Genomic DNA, 19,924 nt, shown 5'->3' on the forward strand with positions numbered 1-19,924 from the left:
GACTCTGATAGTGAGTTATTTTCATAAGCTTATGAGTGAAAAGCATATGGGCACAGCAAGCACGGTAATTCTGGATGGCGGCATGGGTCGTGAGTTGCAACGCCGAGGCGCGCCGTTCAGGCAGCCCGAGTGGTCGGCGCTGGCCTTGAGCGAAGCGCCGCGAGCGGTAGAGGCGGTGCACGTGGCTTATATCGAAAGCGGTGCAAACGTGATCACCAGCAACAGTTACGCGGTGGTGCCGTTTCACATTGGCGAAGAACGTTTTGCGGCCGAAGGCCAGGCGCTAGCAGCATTGGCCGGTGAGCTGGCCCGTCGCGCTGTAGAGACGTCGGGCAAACCAGTACGTGTAGCCGGTTCATTGCCGCCGCTGTTTGGTTCCTACCGTCCGGACCTTTTCGATGCTGTTCGGGTGACTGAATTGCTGGCGCCACTGGTGAATGGTCTGGCACCCCATGTCGATCTGTGGCTGGCGGAAACCCAGAGCTCGATCATTGAAGCGCGAGCGATCCACGCCGGTCTGCCGAAGGACGGCAAGCCGTTCTGGCTGTCGTTTACTTTGAAGGATGAGGACACGGACGAGGTGCCGCGCTTGCGTTCGGGTGAGCCTGTGGCTGAAGCCGCCGCCGTGGCGGCTGAGCTGGGTGTCGAGACGTTGCTGTTCAACTGCAGCCAGCCGGAAGTGATCGGTGCTGCGATTGATGCCGCGCGGGAAACCTTCGAGCATTTGGGTGTGAAGATTCACATCGGCGCGTACGCCAATGCCTTCCCGCCGCAACCGAAAGAGGCCACGGCCAATGATGGTCTGGACCCGTTGCGCGAAGACCTGGATCCGCCGGGTTATTTGCAGTGGGCGGCTGATTGGCAGCAGCGCGGGGCCACTCATTTGGGTGGCTGCTGCGGGATCGGACCGGAGCATATTGCGGTGCTTGCCCAAAGACTAGCGTGAAGCCATTCGCGGGCAAGCCATGCTCCTACAGGTTAGGTGGCGTTCACACATCGTGTGTCCGACAAAAATCCGGTAGGAGCATGGCTTGCCCGCGAAGGCGTCAGTCCAGGCGCCGAAGATTTACCCGCGGCACTCGGCCAGGGTTTTCACCTGCCCCGAATCCGTCTGGTTCTCATCGGACAGCCAGCGCTCAAACCCCGCCCCAATCGCCGGCCATTCCGAATCCAGAATCGAATACCACGCCGTATCCCGGTTCTGGCCCTTGACCACCATGTGCTGGCGAAACACGCCTTCAAAACTGAACCCCAGTCGTTCGGCTGCGTACTTGGAGCGGGTGTTGCCGTTGTTGCACTTCCACTCCAGGCGCCGGTAACCCAAGGCAAACGACTCTTTGGCGAGCAGATAAATTGCCTCGGTGCTTTTCGGCGAGCGCTGCATCGGCGCACCGAACGTGACATGGCCGATCTCGATCCGACCTTGTGAAGGGACAATCGACATCAAGCTGAGAATGCCCTGCACATCGCCGCTGGCACGGTCGATCACGCTGAAGAAATACGGGTCGCTATTGGCCGCATGATTGTTCAGCCAATCGTTGAACGCGCTGCGCTCCGGGAAAGGACCGTAAGGCAAATAGTCCCAGAGTTTCGGGTCGGAACCCGGGCCTTGCAGGGCCTTCCACAAACCGTCGCCATGACGCGCCGGGTCAAGTTTCTCCAGGCGGATGAAGCGCCCTTCGAGGGTTTGAACCGACGGTGCCGGGACGCCTTTCCAGTCGGTGAGTGAAGTCGACATGTTGTTCTCCTTGAACCTTAAATGGCTTTGCGAAACTGGATGAAACCGGGGCGTTCGGCGATGCGCTCATAAAGCTGAATCGCAGTGGCATTGGTTTCGTGAGTCAGCCAGTGGACCTTGCAGCAACCGTCCTCTTTGGCGATGGCGTAGACGAATTCAATCAGCTGTCGGCCGACGCCGGTGCCGCGCGTTTCCGGCACTACCAGCAAGTCTTGCAGGTAGCAGGAGTTTTCGATGCTCCAGTTCGAACGATGGTAGATGAAGTGCACCATGCCCACCGCTTTGCCGTCGGCCCAGGCCAGTGCGGCCTGGGTCGGCTCGCTCGGGTCGAGCATGCGCTGCCAGGTGCTTTGGGTGACGGCCTCAGGCAGTTCTGTGTTGTAGAAGCGCAGGTACGCTTGCCACAAAGGCAACCAGGCGGCGTGGTTGTCGGCGGTGACCTGGCGGATCTCGATCTGACTCATGTTCGTTCCTTAACGCATCAAGTGGGCGAGGGCCTGGTCGTGCACATCAGGGCTGGCGGCAAGCCCCTCGCGCACACCAGCGATGTCTGCAGCGCTGCGGTTCTGGCTGAGCTTGCGCTTGCCTTCCAGGCGCTGGATCGGCAAGGCAAAACCGACGATGGCCTTGAGCATCCCATCAATGTAGTCGGTAGGGGCATCGGCGACTTTCCATGGACTGGCGCGACCCGCTTCATGACGATCAGTCAGGGCGCTGACCAGATTGCGCAAGCGATCGGCGTCAGTGAAAACCTCGGCCGTGCCATACGCGTGCACGGCGACGTAGTTCCAGGTCGGCACGACTTTGCCGTGCTCGGCTTTGCTCGGGTAAAGCCCTGGGCTGACGTAAGCGTCGGCACCGGCAAAAATCACCAGGGCTTCGGCACCGTTCTGCAATGCCTTCCATTGCGGATTGGCCTTGGCGAAGTGTCCGTAAAGGGTGCCATTCGGACCCTGGTCTGAACTCAACAGCACCGGCAAATGGCTGGCTTGCAGACCTTGTTCCCCGTGTGTGACCAACACAGCGAGGCGGGTGCCGAGTATCTGCTGGTGCAGTTCATGCAAATCATCTATAGCAAAGCTGCTTGGCGTGTACATGGAGATTTTCCTTGGCGAATGTCTGCATCCTAGGCAGGCTATTGGTCTGTTGTAAGAGCCATTAACGACTCATTTCATAGGTCCATTGCCATGACCAGCGAGCCTTTGTCCTTGTCATTCAACCCCGCGGGTATCGAACTCGATCGCCATCAGGGTTTGAGTCGTCAGCTCTATCAAGCGCTTCGCGTACGAGTGCTCGACGGAAGGCTGGCCAGCGGCACGCGATTGCCGGCCAGTCGGGACCTGGCAGCGGCGTTGTCAATTTCCCGAAACAGCGTGGTCCGTGCCTACGATCAGCTCTACGCCGAGGGATTTATTGAAGGGCGTGTCGGTGATGGGACTTATGTCGCACAGTTACCGCAAACCGCGCTCCCGGCAAAAAAACTATCCACAAAAGTATCCACAGGGTTGTCAACAGGGTTACCCACAGCCTTATCCACAAATTGGCTGGATTTACCTGTGGTTTCATCCAGAAAAGTTATCCACAGCGGTGCATTGTGGCGCGTTGAAAGGAACCATTTGGCCCTGCCTCCCGTCGGTCCACCCCGCGCATTTCGGGTGGGTGTTCCGGCGTTTGATCTGTTTCCTTTCGAGGTCTGGGCCAAGCTGAATGCGGCTTTCTGGCGTAAACCGGACTTGCAACAGTTGTGCTACGGCGATCCGGCGGGCGATGAGCGTCTGCGCGGACTAATTGCCGCGTATTTGCGCAGTTCGCGGGGCATGCAGTGCACGGCTGAGCAAATAGTGATCACCAGTGGCGCGCAGCAGGGGATTAGCCTTTGTGCACAGCTGCTGGTCGAGCCGGGCGATGGTGTGGCGATTGAAAATCCGGGGTATCGGGCGGCGGGTCATGCGTTCGCCGTGGCCGGTGCGCGATTGCACGGGGTGGCCGTGGACAGCGAAGGTATCGACTGCAGAGAACTGGCGGAGCTCGGCGATTGTCGACTGGCGTATGTCACGCCCTCACATCAATACCCGACCGGGGTGGTCATGAGCCTGGCGCGACGCCTTGAATTACTCGCCTGGGCGGAGCGCACTCAGGGCTGGATCGTCGAGGACGACTACGACGGCGAATACCGTTACAGCGGCGCACCGCTGGCGCCGTTGGCTGCACTCGATCGTCAGGGGCGGGTGCTGTATGTCGGAACGTTTGGCAAGATTGCATTTCCAGCGCTAAGACTGGGTTACCTGGTCCTGCCGCCGGCGCTTGTGAGCGCTTTCTCTCAGCGGCGCGCGGTCGATGTCCGGCATTCCGAAGTCAGTACCCAAGCGGTAATGGCCGAGTTCATGGCTACCGGGCATTTTCAGCGACATATCCGACGTATGCGCCGCGCCGCATTGAGTCGACGCAATTGTCTGTTGGCCTGTTGGCCAATAAACATCGAGGGCGTTGGCGATCTGCCCAATGTGGTGGCCGGATTGCACTTGACAGTCCCGGTGAGCAGCGTGGCTCGCGAACGCGAGTTGATTGAACAAGCCGAAAGCGTGGGCGTCGAGGTCAATGGTTTGAGTAGTTACTGGTTACCCGATTCGCAGACACCGCTGGATTCGCGAGCCGGGCTGGTACTGGGCTTCGCCGCCGTCCCAGAGCCGGCGATCGAAGCGGCTCTGGCACGGTTGCGCGACGTCTGGTGCGACTGATCCCGTAGCGATGTTTACGCCTCAGATGACACGTTCGGCTCGGGTTTCAAAAACAGATCCCGGACTGTCGGATTGACGATTCGGCGCAACGCATTGTCCAGCGCATCGAAGACATCGAGTTCCTGACGGGTCTTGGCCGGGAGTTCTTTCAAATAGCCTTCGGCGAACTTGAGATGTGCGGCGGTGAATCGTTCATCCGGATCGGTCAGTTCGTTGTAATGGAAATGCGCGACCCACAACGCTTTGTTTTGGCGTGTCTTGTCGAAAATGCCGTACTCCTGAAAGTAGTCTTTGCGCTGTTTAGTCTTGATACGACCACGTGCGTCTTTGATGATTGATACCTGATCGTGCTCCATGAGCCATTTCAGGTAAGTTTCGCGGGGCCTGCGCTTGATGAGCATCGCGCCGTAGACGCTCACCCCTTCGCGCCGGGCTTTTGCGGCCCCCGTACGCAATTCTGCACTCAGGCTCCCCACGGGGAAGTCGGCGGCTCTGCGAGCCAGTATTAGCGCAACGTCATCAGCCGCTTGATCGAGTCGGGTCGCCTGCTGGTCGAGCAGGTCTTTCATGTCCGCCGGAACGCGGGAGGGGCGTTGCGCATCGGCGCAAATTCGTTCAATGAACGCATCGAGTTCTACACTCAGAGACAGCCCGTTGCCGATGATATCTTGATCGTTTAGCGCCGCCGGTTGCACCGGGCGTCTGTTAGCCGTCTTGATAATGGGAACGTCATCGCCCGTCAGCGGTGTTTCGGTAGACGGTTTTTTTTGCGCCTCGACGACCCGTGGCCGTGATTTGCTCACCTTGCCGATGGCGCGTGAAGTGGAGGCCACCGGTTCAAGTCTCGCCATCTGGGCCACCGGTATTTCTTCCGCTTCCGGAAGCAATGTGAGCAGACGGCTGCGCGCCAGTTGATGGAATTCGGCAACCAACGTGCGAACGCGCTCGAAGCGGACAGGTTCCAGCAGATCGAGCAAGCTGACAGACAGCTCTTCCAGACGCCGTTCGGCTTCTGCCAGACGGTCCACCAGGACGGTGAGTTGCTCGACATCGAGTGTCTGGATGTGCGAAGGCTGTGCGTTACTGCGCCGCTCGACCAGGCTGTGGCCCGCGTCGGCCGCATTGTCGAAAATATCGACGACCGATTGACGTGCCTGACTCATGTCACTGTCCGACGCCTCACGCAGGCAAAGCTCCGTGGACATGCCGATTTCATTGGCCTTCAGGTCGTATTGGGACATTACGGGCAGCATCTTTTTCAGATCGCCAGCCACCTTGCGCATAATGCCGGTGTGGTTCATCAACCGGTCCAGTGAGGCGTGCATGCGGCCGAGACGGTCGATCAATTCATCGCTCACGGCGATGGCCTTTTGTGCCGCCTCCATTTGCGCGGCATGGGATCTCGTCGTTGAAGGTTCCGTCTGACTGAACTGGGGCGCGATGATTTTCACGTATTCACGCAACTTCATTTGCATCCAGCCGTTCAGGTAGCGATGTTGTTCAATGGTGAAACGCATTAGCTGAGACTGATAAAACACGCCAGCGCCGCCCGCTTCGCGCCACGTTTCGAGGGCTTCCAGCGCCTGGCCATATCCGTTCGCCACCTCATCGGACCTGGAGATGTAACTGGCTATCGTTTCGTCGGACGATACGTCGCTGCTTTCCAAAGGGTTCAAGACCTCATCCACACTGGCCTTTCGAATGGCTTCCTGTTCGATGAACCGATGCAGTGCGGCCCACGCATCGTCCTTTTTTTTGATCTTTTCTCGCCGCAAAGCTTCGATCCGGCGGGTTAGGCCGCCGCCGCGTAACCGAAGCTTGAGATCCCAGTGCCAGCTACCTGCCTTTTCGTCGTACTTCACGCAAAATCCTGGGTAGGCGGGGTTGTTCGGATCGAGAACGAGCACCGGTTCGTCCGCGTCGGCGCTGACCTGAAACCATCGCACACCCACCTGGGCGTACAGCTTCCCCTCGTGCTCATAAAGATGGTCGGCATTGGGTCGTGTTCCGTCGGGCAGGTGCGGAGCCGATACTTTCAGTTGATCGATCTTTTGTAAAAATTGGGCTTCTGCACTGCTACGGGTCGGCCCGGCAGGCGCCAGGGCGCAGAGATGAGCCTCGGGCAGTTCAGCGCTTAGCGGGGTCGCGTCATGCGTAACCATCACAGCTTGAGCGGAGGAGGTGATGAGTTGAGGTTCGTCCATGGGCGCGCGTTTCGGCGCAGAGACCTCATCAAGGGGACTTGATAGCCGAATTCGCCGTGTCGCGACGCGTTGCGAGAGAAGAATGCCCAGGGTCAGTAGCAGGTCGCCGATCGAGGACCATTCCACGAGTGTGTCGCCGCGTTCTCTGGTATCCAGAGCCTGCTGGATCTGACTGATGCTTTGCCAGACCCAGACCGCGGTACCCGCCGGGCCGCTGAGAAAGTTGGCCGCCACCGAGAAAGTCGCCCAGCCACTGTCCGCCAGCAGCGCCCAGCGACGCTCGCCATTGGAAGTCGATTGGCGATCGGCGAGCTCGGCCATGGCTTGGCTATTTTGGGTATAGAGGGTCGTGAGAACGTCGCCGCTCAGAGGTGTGTTTGCCAGTTCAACCGAGGCGGTTAGGTCCAGGTGAATAAACGGCTCGAAGGCCAGTTCGGTGATGGTCCAGGGCGAGGGAATGCCGCTTGAAAACACATACTGGGCGTACTCGAAACTCAACGCGCGGGTAGGCAGCCAGGCCAGTATCGAATCGCGCATTTCGCCCGACTGATAAAACGCGTACAGCATGTTTTGCTCGGAAGGAAACTGGTGCAGCGGTTGATCCAGCAAGGGTCGATAAAGCAGGCATGGGCCGCTCGAGCCTTTGCGCGGCTCGATGATGTACATGTTCGCGACGGTGTCGGGTGTGTTGCCTAGACGGTAGCGGGGCATGAACGCCAACGGGCGGATTTGCACCGGCCACTCGGTGAAGGGTGAGTCGTTTTTGATCGACTCCATCAGTTGGCAGACCTGACGGTAACCCACCTCATCGACTTCACCTTGGTGCTTGAGTTTGCACTCCAGCGACAACATGGGCAGGAGTAACGGCAGCTGACGACAGTAACGGACCTTGTAACGGCGAGCCTGCACCGGGTCATCGATGAGTGTGCGTTTGATCAGGCGTGGATAGGTTTCGCCGAGATTGATTGCGTTGGCCATGCGCAACAGAAACGTCACCGTCATCCAGTCTGGCACGGCTGTGCCATCGGCGTAGGCCACCGTCGCGCTATAGGGGCGGGTGTTTTGCAGGGCGAATTCGCCCAGGGTTTCGACGCTGACGTTGCGCGGGTCGGGCAGGGTGAAACCGCCGGCTTCGAAGCTATGGGTGACGGTGATCCGAACGTCATCAAGGCGCAGGTTCACGGCATCTGTATCAGTTTTGTCGGCAACGATGGCGTCACGCATGTGCTGCTGGGCATAGGTTTGAATCAGAGGAATATCGTTGGCGTCAAAGGCGTCATTGCCGGTCTCGTCTCTGAGGTTTCCAAGCTCGGTCAAGTAACCGCCGTAGGCTTGAATATCGTCAAGTGAGCCCGTTGATAGCCACGAGGGAATTGAGCTTTCCAGCTGTTCGATATGCGCCTTTTCCCCGGTGCTGATCGTGCTGCTTTCGTCCTGTCGGGAGGTAAACCCGGCCAAGGGCGAGCGACTGGCTGGATCGAGAGCATCAATGGAGTCGATCTGACACCCCACCAATGCCCAAACCATGGCATCAAAAATATTGCCTTCAGGTTCGTAGAGTCGCCACGTCAGGCTCTGGCCGCTCAGATCGATGCCTATCCGTGCGGGAAGGCGGGCGCCCAGTTGCTCCATCGAGCTGAACGATTCGTAGCCGTCGGCGATGGTGTACATCGTGATCAGCTTACGGCTGCCCGAAGTGGCGGTCAGCACCAGGGCGCCGCCGATCATCAGATGCCGGGTGTTATCGTCCTCTGCCGATTCAACGGCGAGATCGAGATCAAGCAGGCAGGCGCGCACGTTCGACAGCCCGTTGCCGGAAGCCGGGCGCAATAGCTTGTCGGGGTATTGCGAGACGAGTCTCCCGAGGCTGCACTCATCCGAGTCCCATCCAGTGACCGACTGAACATCGGGCGCCTCTTTCAGGGTGTCGGACAACACCTGCCAGCGCGGCGAGTTTCCTGTGATTTCATTCCAGTAGTCCAGCTGGCTTTGTTCGAAGCCAATGAACAGCAACGGTGCGTACTCGTTTAGCAAGGTAGTGATGGCGTCCATGCTGACCGGCAGATGGATCGGTTCGGCGGCATGAGGTGTGAAGGTCAGAAAGTGTTCACTTTCGATGTAGTTGGCTGTTGCTTGGGTAAAGGCCATACGCGCCAATGCGTGCGTCAATGATTCGAAACGGCTGCTGCGGGTGACGATTTCCTCGCCCTGCTCATGCCATAACGGGGACATCAACACGGCTTTGTCGGGATCGATCTGTTGCTTGGGAAAGCTTTTTAACAAGGCCTTGCGCAGTAAATGCGCAGCGGCGCCATGCAGGGTCGGACCACCGCTGGTTAGCTCCACCAGACGGCTTTTGTTCAGCAGCAGTGGGGCGGTGTTCGTTCGGGTTGTTTTGCTCATGAAATCGTGACCGGTTGGGGGTGGGCGTGACGGCAGACTGCCGTCTGCAATCGAAAGTACCCGCGCATCCACCGGGTCAGGTGGTAGATATATATCGGTTGAAAAGAAGCCCCACAGGATCTTGTTGGTCTTCTTGTCGAGTATTTCGTACTCCTGCAAATAGTCTTTGTGCGGGCCTTTCTTGCCAACGCCGCGACGACGTAGCGGCAACCTTGCTCAGTCAGGCCCCCTTCGCCGCGGATTTTGTATTGCAGGGCCAGTAACGGCAGCTCGAGCGGCAACTGCTGGGTGTAGAGCTGCTGCAAGGCCGTTAAAATCGGATCGAGCGCGGGACGCAAGGCATTCGCGGCGACTTCAGTGAGCGAAGGGCCGGTCACCCGTTGAGTCAGTACATCCACAGCACTCGGTGTTGAAGTTTCGGGCATGACCGTTTCCTTGTCTGACGGTGGAGGCCGCTGTCGTGAGCAGCGCCGGATCAGGGCAGGATGGAGGACTGGCCTTCGCACTTGGCGGTAGATAAATATCGCAGGCAAAAAAAAGACCCGCGTCCGTGCGGGTCTTGGCGGTCGGCAGCGGGTCAGGTCCCTGACTTGATCTTGGTCCAGGCCCTAGTCCGCGCCCGTTCGGCATCGCGGGGCAGCGGTTGCAGGGTGTAAAGCGTGCTCATCGCCGTTTCGGTCGGGTACAGGTTCGGGTTGTTGCGGATCGCCGGGTCGACCAATTCCGTGGCGTCCTTGTTTGGGTTCGGGTAACCGACGAAGTCGCTGACCGGCGCGATCACCTGCGGCTGCAGCAAGTAGTTGATGAAGGTGTAGGCGTCTTCCGGATTCTTCGCGCCTTTGGGGATCGAGAGCATGTCGAACCAGATCGGCGCGCCTTCTTTCGGCAGGCGCATGTCGACAATCACGCCGTTCTTGGCTTCCTTGGCGCGGTTGGCGGCCTGGGAGAAGCTGCCGGAGTAACCGACGGCGACGCAGATGTCACCGTTGGCGATGTCGGCCATGTACTTCGAAGAATGGAAGTAGGTGACGTACGGACGAATCTTCATCAACAGCGCTTCAGCCTTTTCATAGTCCGCAGGCTTCTTGCTGTTGGGGTCCAGGCCGAGGTGTTGCAGGGCCAGTGGCAGAATCTCCGAAGGCGAGTCGAGCAGCGCCACGCCGCACTGCTTGAGCTTGCTGATGTTCTCCTCCTTGAAGATCAGGTCCCAGCTGTCCACCGGTGCGTTGTCACCCAATGCAGCCTTGATCTTGTCGGGGTTGAAGCCGATCAGGATGGTCCCGTACATGTACGGTACTGCAAATTTGTTGCCCGGATCGTTGGATTCGATCAGCTTCATCAGCTTGGGATCGAGGTGGTTCCAGTTCGGCAGTTTGCTGCGATCAAGCGGCTGGAACACGCCGGCCTCGATCTGCTTGGCCAGGAACACGTTGGACGGCACGACCACGTCATAGCCGGAATTGCCGGTCAGCAACTTGGCCTCCAGCGCTTCGTTGGTGTCGAAGATGTCGTAGACCAATTTGGTCTGGGTGTTCTGGGCCTTGAAGTCTTCCAGCGCTTTGGGGGTGATGTAGTCGAACCAGTTGTAGACGCGCAACGTTCGCTCTTCAGCGTGAACGGCACCACTGAGCACGGTGGCGCACAGCATTGTGGGAAAGAGCGCTGGAGCGATAAAACGCTTGAGTCTGTTCATTGTTCTAATTCCTCATTGGGCGCTTTCAAAACCTTCAAGAACGTTCACGGCATTGATGCCGATTTCTTCAACCGCGTAGCCGCCTTCCATCACGAACAGCGTCGGCTTGCCGAGGCCGGCGATGCGCGCGCCCATTGCCAGGTAATCCGGGCTGTCGAGCTTGAATTGGGAGATCGGGTCGTCCTTGAACGTATCGACGCCCAGGGAGACGACGACGATATCGGCGCCGTATTTTTCGATCTCTTTGCAGGCGTGCTCCAGCGCGGTGCTCCAACTGTCCCAGCCGCTGCCAGCCGGCAAAGGGTAGTTGAAGTTGAAACCTTCGCCGGCCCCCTCGCCGAGCTCATCGTCATAACCGAGGAAGAATGGGAACTCGGCTTCCGGATGACCGTGGATCGAGGTGAACAGTACGTCGCTGCGCTCATAGAAAATCGACTGAGTACCGTTGCCGTGGTGATAGTCGACGTCGAGGATCGCGACCTTCTTATGGCCTTGGTCGAGGAAGGCCTGAGCGGCGATGGCGGCGTTGTTGAGGTAGCAATAACCGCCCATCAAATCGCTGGCGGCGTGGTGTCCCGGTGGACGGCACAAAGCGAAGGCACTGCGGGCGCCGCGTTGAATGACAGCTTGAGCGGTCAACGCGACTTGCGCCGCGCTGTACGCCGCTTGCCAGGTACCGGCGGTAATCGGTGCGCCGCCGTCGAAGCTGTAATAGCCGAGCTGGCCGTGCAGACTGGTGGGCATGATTCGGCGCAGCGTGCGAGCCGGCCAGGTGTAGGGCAACAAATCGCCGTCGGTATTGAATTCGGTCCAGCGCGCCCAGGCGCCTTTGAAGAAGTCGAGGTAGTCGCGACTGTGGATGCGCGCAATCGGGTCGAGGCCGAAATCCTGTGGCGCCTCGACCGGGCCGAGGTCGCGGTACTGCACGCGTTGCAAAACATGGTCCGCCCGAGAGGGCATTTCGAAGCAGGGCTTCAATTGCCCGTCTATCAATTCACAACGGCCGTGGTGCAGGTGGTGATCGTCCGAGTAGATCGTCAGCATTTCTTGTTCTCCGCAGGCTGATTCGGTTGAACACAGTCTTGCGGCAGGAGGTGTTTCGGAGAACGGCAGGAAAGGCCAAAAGGGGATCAATATGGCCAAAAGATCTGACCGAAATTCGCCCCTTATTGGACGCAATGGTGCCCCAGGGTTGGGCGCCAGACCTCGTAGGAGCAAAGCTTGCTCGCGATGGCATCACCGCGTTTTTGTAGATACACCGCGTTGTCCCCATCGCGAGCAAGCTTTGCTCCTACAGGGGAGGTGTCGTACTCATGGTCTGAACTGGCTCGGCGCGACACCACTCCAGCGGACGAAAGCATGGCGGAAGCTCGCGGTCTCGCTGAAACCCAAAGCCTCGGCGATTCGATAAATCGGCATTTGATCTTCACAGAGCATTAGTTTGGCCTGTTCGAAGCGCAATTCGTCGAGCAATTCCTGATAGCTGCAACCCAGATCCTTGAGGTGCCGGCGCAGGGTTCGCGCCGAACAATTCATCTGCTCAGCCAACCCATCGAGGCCAGGCGCTGCATTCAATTGTGTACTCAGCAGTTGGCGAATCCGCCCCAGCCAGGCCTGGCGGCCAGTGAACTCGGTGTTCTGTTTGCGACAGCGTTCAGTCATTGCCTGGTGGGTGATGACGTCGGCCAGTGGCAACGGTTGGTCGAGCCAGCGTTTATCGAAGGCAAAGGCGTTGTTCCGCGCGCCGAAGTGCAGCGGGCAATTGAAGTGTTCGGCGTAGGTCGCCTCGTAGTCGGGGGCGGCATGTTCGAAACGAGCCGCCAGCAGCGGCAACGGGTGACCGAACAGGTCGTCGCAGGTGACTTTCAACGACACCAGACAGAACTCGGCATTGAATACCGCCAGCGCGGGATTCTCCCGGTAATCTGCGGCGACGAACCAGATACGCTCGCCGTCGGCTTCAAGGCTCAGTTCGAAAAGTGTTCCTAACAGCGCCGGATAGCGCATCGCCAGACGTAAAGCGTCACCGAAGGTGGCACTGGTGAGCAGCGCATAACCGAGCATACCGTAGGACGAAACGTGCATCCGTTGGCCAAGTTCCAGGCCGATATCGCGTTTGAGGGCGACGGCATTGGCGCAGACCTGCATCTCCTGGTTCGTGGTGATGCGCGTGTCCGCCCGGCTCAGATCCGCCGCGCTGATGCCGCTTCCCACGAGCAGCGCTTCACTGGGCAGGCCTTCGGCCTTGAAGGCGTTGAGCACCAGAGAGACGGCGTTGAGGGTGGTGAGGTGGGAGTGGAGCATGGGGTGTTCCAGCCTTGAGATGCTGGAAAAGGAGCAAGTTGTGTGCCGCGTCCAAGTCATCTGTAGGAGCGAGCGGTGCGGCGATCCGACTTGCCCGCGAAGCTTTTGGCGTTATCGAAAACGCCTTCGCGGGCAAGCCTCGCTCCAGGTACCGTGTGGTGTCAGATAAGTTCGCCGCACAGGTCGAGTTCGACCAGGCGCCGCACTTCAGCGCTGTCGAGCCCGGCACCCAGCAAGCCATGCAACTTGCCGAACGCGGCTTCACGGGTCATACCGCCACCCGAAAGCACGCCTGCACCGCGCAACCGGCTACCGGCCTCGTAAACATCCAACTCAACGCCGCCTTCATGGCACTGCGTAACCGCCACAACCACAACCCCCTTGTCCCGTGCCCGTTCCAGGCTGGCGAGAAACTCGGGGTTATCGCTCGGTCCGGTGCCGCTGCCATAGCACTCCAGCACCAGTCCCTGAATGCCGCTGTCGAGCAGTCCATCAAGAATTTCAGCGCTTATGCCGGGAAACAATGGCAATACTGCGACGTTCGCCAGTTGCTTCGGCTGGTTGTAATTCAGTTGCGCGGGAATTGAGGACGCTTTCACACCGCCGCCCTGCCGTTCCAGTCGTTTGAACGGATGACGACCGAAACTGCGAACTTTCGCGCAATGGGTCGGGTCCAGCAGCTCGCCGTGGAAGTACAGATGAACGCCCGGCGCAAGGCCGAGGCCCAGAGCAACCAGCGCGCCGCTGAGGTTTTCCCAGGCATCGCTGTCGGCTACACCGGCCGGCAGCATGGAACCGGTGAACACCACACGGGCATGCAGGCCGAGCAACTGAAAGCTCATGGCGGCGGCGCTGTAGGCGAGGGTGTCGGTGCCGTGCAGGATCAGCACGCTGTCGCAGCCCTGGACATCGACAGCGTCAACCACCGCTTCACGCAGTTGCTGCCAGTAAGACGGGCTCATGTTGGCGCTGTCGATCAGCGGCGACATCTCGCGAAAACGCCACTGCGGCACAACAAGATCAGGTTGGCTGTGCAGGTACTCGCGCATCCGCGCTTCGAAACCGGACGCCGGGGCCAGGCCGTGAGCGCTGGCTTGCATACCGATGGTGCCACCGGTGTAGAGCACCATGACGTGCTGGGCGGCAGGATAGGTCGAGGAATTCATGGGGGTTCTCCGAGAGCGGTGACTTCCCCTGTGGGAGCGAGCCTGCTCGCGAAAGCGGCCTCACAATCAACATTGATGTTGAAAGTTATGGCCCCTTCGCGAGCAGGCTCGCTCCCACATGGGATACGGCACTTTAACCGATCAGCGTTGCGCTGCGGGTACGCCTTGCGGTTCAGCTTCGGCCTTAGGGGCGACGGCTGGTGGATTGGCGGGCCAGGCTTTCAAGTCCAGGTCCAGATCCGGGAATTTGCTCGAATCGAACACGGGCGTCTTGATGCCGGCTGCGCGCTGGTCATCGTAGTCACGCAGGATGCGCATGCCGACTTTGAACAGCAGGAACAGCGCGATCAGGTTCACGAACGCCAGCAGAGTCATGGTGATGTCGGCGAACGCGAACACCGTACCCAGGTTCTCGATTGCACCCCAGAAGATCAACACCAATACCAATGCGCGGTAGCCGATCAGCGCCTTGCGGTTTTCACCGATCAGGAAGCGCAGGTTGCTCTCGCCCAGGTAGTAGTTGTAAAGAATCGAGGTGAACACGAACAACGACAGGGCCACGGAGATGAAACTCCGGCCCCAGTCACCGACGACGGCGGCCAGCGAGTTCTGGGTCAGGGCAATGCCGTCGCCTTCGAAGCCTGGTGTGTAGAAGCCCGAGAGCAGGATCAGCAACGCGGTGCAGGTGCAGATCACAAAGGTGTCGAGGAACACGCTGAACGCCTGAACCACGCCTTGTGCCACCGGATGCTCGACCGACGCCACGGCGGCCACGTTCGGCGCACTGCCCAGGCCTGCTTCGTTGGCGAACACGCCGCGCTTCACGCCCATGACGATGGCGCTGCCGATCAGGCCGCCAAAGGCCTGGTCGAGACCGAAAGCGCTTTTGACGATGGTCATCAGCATGGCTGGAACGTGATCAAACTGCAGCACGATCACGTAGAGGGTCACGCCGATGTACACCAGGGTTTTCACCGGGACCAACAGGTCAGCGACCTTGGCGATCCGCTTGATACCACCGATGAACACCAGGCCCAGCAACACCGCCAGGGCCAGGCCCGTATAGGTGGTGTCGAGGCCGAACGCGTTGTTCAGCGAGTGGGTCACGGCGTGGGATTGCAAACCGTTGAAGGCGAAGCCGAAGGTGATCAGCAGCAGGAACGCCATGATCATGCCCAGCCAGCGTTTCTGCAGGCCGTGCTGGATGTAATAGGACGGACCGCCACGGTACGTGCCGTCGGAATCGCAGCGCTTGTAGAGCTGGCCGAGGGAGCATTCGAAGAAGCTGCTGGACATGCCGACCAACGCGGTCACCCACATCCAGAACACCGCGCCAGGACCACCCAGGGTCACGGCGATACCGACACCGGCGATGTTGCCCGCACCGACACGACCGGCGAGGCTGAGCATCAAGGCCTGGAACGAACTGAGTTGACCGGCGCTGCTTTTCAGGCTGTCGCGGAACACCGTGAACATGTGGAAGAAGTGGCGCAGTTGAACGAAACGCGAGCGGATCGTGAAGTAGCTACCGAGCCCGACAATGAGCACGATCAGTACTTTCCCTGAGAGGAAGTCGTTAATGACTTCGAGCATGGATTATTCCTCGCTGTTTTTTGTTTAGGCAAATGCTGGATGGTCAGAAATATCGCGTTACACCGGCTTGCGCGTGGCACAACAGGTGAGGCGAAGGTTCGTCCCGGTTCCATATCGCGGGTTGTTATTAGTTCGGGTTTCGCATGGGTTTGGGCCTCGTTACCGACGACCGCTCACGCGAAGAGGGGCGGCACTATACCTATCAGTGCGTTGCCCGTCTGCACGATTGTGGTGCAAGCGACGAAACGAAGCTTTGAAACACCCGACGTTTGTGGCGTCGGGCTCTTGTGGGAGCGAGCCTGCTCGCGAATGCAGGCGCTGCGGTTTTTCAGATAAACCGCGTTATCGTTCTTCGCGAGCGGGCTCGCTCCCACAGGTTCTGTTTTGTTGCAAAAGAGTTAAAAAAAAGGGCTTGGGAAATAAATCCCCAAGCCCTCAAAAGGTGAGAGGTGTCTAGTCCCTCGACCTGGTGAGCGTGGCGCTTCGTGCTCTTCGTTAAAAGAGCAAGCGCCGGCGTTGCGTTCGGTTAAGCCTTCAGAGGCACCAGACGCGGAGCAATCATGTTTTCCGGGCGCAGGATGTCGGCGAGCATTTCGTCGTCGAGCAAGCCTTCTTCGCGCACCAGTTCCAGCACGCCGCGGCCGCTTTCCAGCGCGATACGGGCGATGCGGGTGGCATTTTCATAGCCGATGTACGGGTTCAGCGCAGTGACCAGGCCGATCGAGTGTTCGACCAGTTCGCGGCAACGCTCTTCGTTGGCAGTGATGCCGACGATGCAGTGCTCGCGCAGCATGTCCATGGCGCGTTGCAGCAAGCGGATCGAGTCGAAGATCTTGAATGCGATCAGCGGCTCCATCACGTTCAGTTGCAATTGGCCGCCTTCGGCTGCGATGGTCAGGGCCAGGTCGTTGCCGATGATCTGGAACGCCACTTGGTTAACCGCTTCCGGGATAACCGGGTTGACCTTGCCGGGCATGATCGAGCTGCCTGGCTGACGCGCCGGCAGGTTGATTTCGTTGATGCCGGTGCGTGGGCCGCTGGACAACAGGCGCAGGTCGTTGCAGATCTTCGACAGCTTGACCGCGGTGCGCTTGAGCATGCCGGAGAACAGCACGAAGGCACCCATGTCGGAGGTGGCTTCAATCAGGTCGGCGGCTGGAACCAGCGGTTGACCGCTGATCAGAGCCAGACGCTGAACGGCCAGGAGTTGGTAGCGCGGGTCGGCGTTGATGCCGGTGCCAATCGCGGTGCCGCCCAGGTTCACTTCGGTCAGCAGTTCAGGTGCCAGCGTTTTCAGGCGCGCCAGGTCTTCGCTCAGGGTCGTGGCGAAGGCGCGGAATTCTTGACCCAGGGTCATCGGCACGGCGTCTTGCAGCTGGGTACGGCCCATCTTCAATACGTGGCTGAATTCCTGGCCCTTGGCGGCGAACGCCTGGATCAGGCTGTCGAGGCTGGCCAGCAGCGCGTCGTGACCCAACAGCAGGCCCAGACGGATCGCGGTCGGGTAGGCGTCGTTGGTCGACTGCGCCATGTTCACGTCGTTGTTCGGGTGAAGGTATTGGTATTCGCCTTTCTGGTGACCCATGGCCTCCAGCGCGATGTTGGCGATGACTTCGTTGGCATTCATGTTGGTTGAAGTGCCAGCGCCGCCTTGAATCATGTCCACCACGAACTCTTCGTGGAAATCGCCGCGGATCAAACGTGCACAGGCTTCGCTGATGGCAGCATGCTTGGCTTCGCTCAGGTGACCCAGTTCGCGGTTGGCGTCAGCGGCGGCCTGCTTGACCATTGCGAGGCCGACAACCAGCTTCGGGTAATGCGAAATCGGAACGCCGGAGAGACGGAAGTTGTTCACCGCTCGCAGGGTCTGGATGCCGTAATACGCTTGAGTAGGTACTTCGAGTACGCCAAGCAGGTCTTTTTCTGTGCGGAAAGATGCAGCGGAAGACATGATAGAAATCATCTCGATAGGGACCCGGTCTGTGCCGGAACACTGCAAATGCTAGGCTTGTGGAGAATTTTGGGCCAATGCTGTTAAACACTAGCCTATGCACATTCGGCATAATGCCCGTGTGACGCCGTGTCTGCGGCGAGCGTGTGACCTAAATTGGTGCGTGTCCGGGAGGACGTGATGAACCTTGAAAGCAAATGGCTTGAGGACTTTAGTGCTCTGGCTGCCACCCGCAGCTTCTCCCAGGCTGCCCAAAGACGCTTCGTGACGCAGCCGGCATTCAGTCGGCGGATCCGCAGCCTTGAAGCCGCACTGGGGCTGACCCTGGTCAATCGCTCGCGCACCCCGGTGGAGCTGACGGCGGCGGGGCAGTTGTTCCTGGTTACCGCGCGGACCGTGGTCGAACAACTCGGTGAAGTGTTGCGTCATCTCCATCATCTGGAAGGCGGGCAGGGCGAGGTGATGCAGGTTGCGGCCGCTCACTCGTTGGCGTTGGGTTTCTTTCCACGGTGGATCGCGCAATTGCGCAACGAAGGGTTGAACATTGCCACGCGATTGGTGGCGACCAACGTCGGCGACGCGGTGCATGCGCTGCGTGAAGGCGGTTGCGATCTGATGCTGGCGTTCTACGACCCGGATGCTGCAATGCAGATGGACCCGGAAATCTTCCCGTCACTGCACCTTGGAGCCACCGAAATGCTCCCGGTCTGCGCGGCGGACGCCGAGGGCAAGCCACTGTTCGACCTGGAAGGCGAAGGCAGTGTGCCGCTGCTCGCTTACAGCGCCGGGGCGTTTCTCGGGCGCTCGGTGAACATGCTGCTGCGCCAACGGGCGCTGCGCTTCACTACCATTTATGAAACAGCCATGGCCGACAGCCTGAAAAGCATGGCGCTAGAAGGGCTGGGCATCGCCTGGGTACCGCAGCTCAGCGTGCGCGCCGAACTGGCTCGCGGTGAGCTGGTGGTCTGCGGCGGCCCGCAATGGCATGTGCCGCTGGAGATTCGTTTGTACCGCTGCGCGTTGGTGCGCAAGGCCAACGTACGATTGCTGTGGCGCAAGCTTGAGGGCGGGGCGGCGAGTGCCAACCTTTAAACCGTAGCGGGCAGAGGCGTACATTGCGCGCCTCTGTTGTTAACAGGGTTCAGCGTCAATCTTTGTCGGCCAGATAGTTCTTGATATTTCGTCGGTTGGCAGGGCTGAAAGTATAAGAGATGGATCGGATTATCTCTCGTTTTGGCGCCATGTAAGTTTCGGCCCACCAGCCGTTGTACTGAACTTCAAAGTCCTCATGTTTAGCCCCCAATAAATGACCGACTTCATGTCCGACATACAAATAGCTGCCCAGTGATGCAATCGCAAATTTGCCGGTATTGGCCGGTGGCCAAAGAAGTGCGGCACCTGCTGTCTTGTCATTCAACGTATCATTTGTGACCAAGATGACTTTGGTCATATCATCCGTAAAACCTTCGTTCTTCATTTCATCGAGTAGTTTGTACCCCAGAGCCTCCCAGCTTCGTAAGGTATTAAGAGAATCATCGCCCTTGTAATCAAATTTGTTATAGGGTTCTCCGCCAGCGAAGACGACATTGACTTTTCGCTCGGTGAAGCTTTCCAGCTCGCTTACGAGAGGTCGGAAGTGATCAGCGTAAATCGTCGTTGCCGTAGATTTCGGCACGTCATCATGGATAACGGCGATGATGGTAATGGAGTTTTTGTGATTTTTTTCGATAGTCGAAGTCATTCTTGAATCCTTTTTAAATTGCTTATCGATACCCATTTAGTTAGAAAGTTGTTGTTGTAAGTTGCTCGTAAGTCATGGCTGATGGCGATAATAAAACTAACTATGAAGTTGTGATTTGGCGAGTGAACATATATTTCGTTCTATTGCATTACTCTGTAAACCCCACACAGAATAACTTGGAGAAATCGTGCATTCGGTTTAACTGAATAGCCCCTCTGTTTGGCTATTTTTTTGACCGATGAGTCAATGAATCTGACGGATTGCAGTAAATGACAAATGGTCGCACCGGGGGCTGTTTATCTGCCTCATTGAGGTATACTGCGCGGCCTTTGGCCGGTTCGTCCGGCCATAATTCGTACAATCAAGCCACGCATTTTGCGTGGTTTGTTGTTT

General features: G+C 58.7%; 14 protein-coding genes and 1 pseudogene. 3 read left to right on the forward strand and 12 right to left on the reverse strand.

Annotation, left to right across the window (positions count from 1 at the left end; all coding sequences use genetic code 11):
- Positions 1-46: 46 nt before the first annotated feature.
- Positions 47-946, forward strand: a complete 900-nt coding sequence (locus ACYZT0_RS25905; protein WP_462043593.1) for a homocysteine S-methyltransferase family protein — start codon at positions 47-49, stop codon at positions 944-946.
- Positions 947-1,066: 120 nt separating this feature from the next.
- On the opposite strand, the gene ACYZT0_RS25910 is transcribed toward ACYZT0_RS25905, so the two are convergent.
- From ACYZT0_RS25910 to ACYZT0_RS25920, 3 genes are read right to left on the reverse strand one after another with little or no spacing between them, the layout of a single operon-like run.
- A complete protein-coding gene (locus ACYZT0_RS25910) occupies positions 1,067-1,738 on the reverse strand; it encodes a GNAT family N-acetyltransferase (protein ID WP_462043594.1) in 672 nt (223 codons plus the stop codon).
- A 17-nt stretch (positions 1,739-1,755) separates the two neighbouring features.
- Entirely contained in the window at positions 1,756-2,202 is a 447-nt protein-coding gene (locus tag ACYZT0_RS25915; RefSeq protein WP_462043595.1) for a GNAT family N-acetyltransferase, read from the reverse strand.
- A gap of 9 nt (positions 2,203-2,211) precedes the next feature.
- Positions 2,212-2,835 (reverse strand): FMN-binding negative transcriptional regulator, encoded by a 624-nt coding sequence (locus ACYZT0_RS25920; protein ID WP_462043596.1) that lies wholly within the window; start codon positions 2,833-2,835, stop codon positions 2,212-2,214.
- A gap of 90 nt (positions 2,836-2,925) precedes the next feature.
- Between ACYZT0_RS25920 and pdxR the strand changes: the two genes are divergently transcribed.
- Entirely contained in the window at positions 2,926-4,476 is a 1,551-nt protein-coding gene (gene pdxR, locus ACYZT0_RS25925; protein WP_462043597.1) for a MocR-like pyridoxine biosynthesis transcription factor PdxR, read from the forward strand.
- Positions 4,477-4,490: 14 nt separating this feature from the next.
- On the opposite strand, the gene ACYZT0_RS25930 is transcribed toward pdxR, so the two are convergent.
- From ACYZT0_RS25930 to aspA, 8 genes and pseudogenes are all read right to left on the reverse strand, one after another.
- A complete protein-coding gene (locus tag ACYZT0_RS25930) occupies positions 4,491-9,083 on the reverse strand; it encodes a dermonecrotic toxin domain-containing protein (RefSeq protein ID WP_462043598.1) in 4,593 nt (1,530 codons plus the stop codon).
- A 185-nt stretch (positions 9,084-9,268) separates the two neighbouring features.
- Positions 9,269-9,508, reverse strand: a pseudogene (locus ACYZT0_RS25935) (hypothetical protein); the annotation flags it as partial.
- Positions 9,509-9,660: 152 nt separating this feature from the next.
- Complete coding sequence (locus ACYZT0_RS25940) at positions 9,661-10,776, reverse strand: polyamine ABC transporter substrate-binding protein (RefSeq protein ID WP_462043599.1); 1,116 nt, start codon at positions 10,774-10,776, stop codon at positions 9,661-9,663.
- Between the two features lie 12 nt (positions 10,777-10,788).
- Positions 10,789-11,820: a histone deacetylase family protein gene (locus ACYZT0_RS25945; RefSeq protein WP_462043600.1), complete on the reverse strand. Its 1,032-nt coding sequence runs from the start codon at positions 11,818-11,820 to the stop codon at positions 10,789-10,791.
- 267 nt (positions 11,821-12,087) lie between these two features.
- On the reverse strand, positions 12,088-13,080 hold the full coding sequence (locus ACYZT0_RS25950) for an AraC family transcriptional regulator (RefSeq protein WP_462043601.1): 993 nt from the start codon (positions 13,078-13,080) through the stop codon (positions 12,088-12,090).
- A gap of 161 nt (positions 13,081-13,241) precedes the next feature.
- Positions 13,242-14,246, reverse strand: coding sequence for an asparaginase (locus ACYZT0_RS25955; protein ID WP_462043602.1), 1,005 nt, complete (start codon positions 14,244-14,246; stop codon positions 13,242-13,244).
- A 141-nt stretch (positions 14,247-14,387) separates the two neighbouring features.
- Positions 14,388-15,839, reverse strand: a complete 1,452-nt coding sequence (locus tag ACYZT0_RS25960; RefSeq protein ID WP_462043603.1) for an alanine/glycine:cation symporter family protein — start codon at positions 15,837-15,839, stop codon at positions 14,388-14,390.
- 526 nt (positions 15,840-16,365) lie between these two features.
- Complete coding sequence (gene aspA, locus ACYZT0_RS25965) at positions 16,366-17,790, reverse strand: aspartate ammonia-lyase (RefSeq protein WP_462043604.1); 1,425 nt, start codon at positions 17,788-17,790, stop codon at positions 16,366-16,368.
- Positions 17,791-17,970: 180 nt separating this feature from the next.
- Here aspA and ACYZT0_RS25970 point away from each other — a divergent pair, with 180 nt between their 5' ends.
- Complete coding sequence (locus tag ACYZT0_RS25970; protein ID WP_462043605.1) at positions 17,971-18,882, forward strand: LysR substrate-binding domain-containing protein; 912 nt, start codon at positions 17,971-17,973, stop codon at positions 18,880-18,882.
- 55 nt (positions 18,883-18,937) lie between these two features.
- Here ACYZT0_RS25970 and ACYZT0_RS25975 read toward each other — a convergent pair whose 3' ends face one another.
- Positions 18,938-19,531: a hypothetical protein gene (locus ACYZT0_RS25975; RefSeq protein WP_462043606.1), complete on the reverse strand. Its 594-nt coding sequence runs from the start codon at positions 19,529-19,531 to the stop codon at positions 18,938-18,940.
- Between the last annotated feature and the right edge of the window lie 393 nt (positions 19,532-19,924).

Source organism: Pseudomonas sp. ZS1P83 (assembly GCF_054897825.1).